General features: G+C 47.4%; 1 protein-coding gene and 1 pseudogene. Both read left to right on the forward strand.

The window, feature by feature from the left end; genetic code table 11:
- On the forward strand, positions 1–1,599 hold a 1,599-nt coding region (locus BG32_RS01995; protein ID WP_220660300.1), incomplete at its 5' end, for a sugar ABC transporter ATP-binding protein.
- Positions 1,592–1,818: pseudogene (locus tag BG32_RS02000) on the forward strand (ABC transporter permease); the annotation flags it as partial. The gene BG32_RS01995 and the pseudogene BG32_RS02000, both read left to right, overlap by 8 nt.

Consider the following 1,818-nt stretch of genomic DNA (forward strand, 5'->3'; position numbering starts at 1 on the left):
GAAAAGCAATACTTGCTGAAGATGGAAAATATCAGTAAAGAGTTCTTTGGTAATCAGGTTTTGAAAGACGTAACTCTTAGTGTTGGAAAAGGCGAGATCGTTGGATTAGTTGGAGAAAACGGCGCCGGAAAGTCAACGCTCATGAACATTCTCTTCGGCCTGCCTGTGATTCAGGAAACTGGGGGTTTTCAAGGAAGGATACTTCTAGATGACGTCGAAGTCAATTTTACCAGTCCCTTTGAAGCGATAGAAGCAGGGATTGGCATGGTACATCAGGAGTTCATACTTATACCCGGCTTCACGGCAACGGAGAATATCCTGCTGAATAGAGAGTCCACAAACTACAACATTTTCGTAGAGGTCTTCGGCGAGAGACTACGTACTCTAAACAGAGAAGAAATGCACAAAAGAGCCGTTGCTGCAATAGAAAAGCTTGAGGTACAGCTGGACCCTGATATGCTCGTTAGCGAAATGCCTGTCGGTCACCGGCAGTTCACCGAGATCGCGAGAGAGATGGATAGAAAGTCTACGAAGCTCCTCGTTCTCGATGAGCCGACGGCCGTCCTAACGGAATCCGAAGCGGAAACCATGCTAACGGCGGCAAGAAGACTTGCAAATAAGGGACTTTCTATAATCTTCATTAGTCACAGGTTGAGCGAAGTGTTGAAAATAGCAGATCGTCTAGTAGTACTGAGGGACGGTCAGGTTGTTCGAGAGCTGGAATCCTCAAAGACGACTCCAAGAGAGGTCGCCTCTTTGATGGTAGGAAGAGAAATAAAGGACAGCTCATCGGTTAGAGAAAACAAAAGTGAAGAGCCTGAAATTGTTCTGGACATAAAGGATCTCTGGGTAGACATGCCCGGAGAACAGGTAAATGGAGTCAATCTCCAGGTTCACAAAGGAGAGATTCTCGGCATAGGAGGTCTCGCCGGCCAAGGAAAGCTTGGAATAGCCAACGGAGTAATGGGACTCTTTCCCGCGGAAGGTGAAGTCTATTACAAAGGCGAGAGATTACCGCTAAACAATCCCGTCGGCGTCCTGAGTAGAGGCATCGCATTCGTTTCGGAAGACAGAAGGGGCGTTGGTCTCCTCCTTGATGAACCGATAGATTTGAATATTGTTTTCACCGCGATCCAGATTCAAGGAAGGTTCATCAAGAATCTTCTAGGTGGCTTGATCAAGTGGCGAGATGACAAAGAAATCTCAAGGGTGGCCAGAGAATACGTTGAATCTCTCCAGATCAAATGCGTGAGTGAAAAACAGCAGGCGAAGGAGCTTTCAGGAGGAAATCAACAGAAGGTATGTCTTGCCAAGGCCTTCGTTCTCGAACCCGATCTCTTGTTTGTCTCTGAACCAACGAGGGGAATTGACGTAGGCGCGAAGAGCGTGGTTCTCGAAACCCTAAGAACACAAAATCGAGAACACGGCACAACAATCATTATGACCTCCTCCGAGCTAGAGGAGCTTCGCTCGATCTGCGACAGAATAGCAATAGTAAGTGAAGGAAGGATACTTGGAATTCTACCGCCGACCGCCGATCCGGCTGACTTCGGTTTGCTTATGCTGGGCGAGCAGGAAGAGGTGAAGGAAAGTGTTTGAAGGCATTGCGAACCTTATAGAGAAGGCCGGTTGGCCGAGAATCATAATTGCTCTCTTCCTTTTATCTCTTTTCGTAATAGCGCCATTTGTCAACATAAGTATAGGGACGTCGATTAGCGACACATTAGTAAGGTTTGCCATGAACTCCGTTCTGGTTCTTTCGCTCGTACCGATGGTTCAATCCGGTTGCGGATTGAATTTCGGAATGCAGCTCGGTGT

It is taken from the genome of Mesotoga sp. HF07.pep.5.2.highcov, from assembly GCF_003666285.1.
In the GTDB taxonomy this organism is placed as follows: Bacteria; Thermotogota; Thermotogae; order Petrotogales; family Kosmotogaceae; genus Mesotoga; species Mesotoga prima.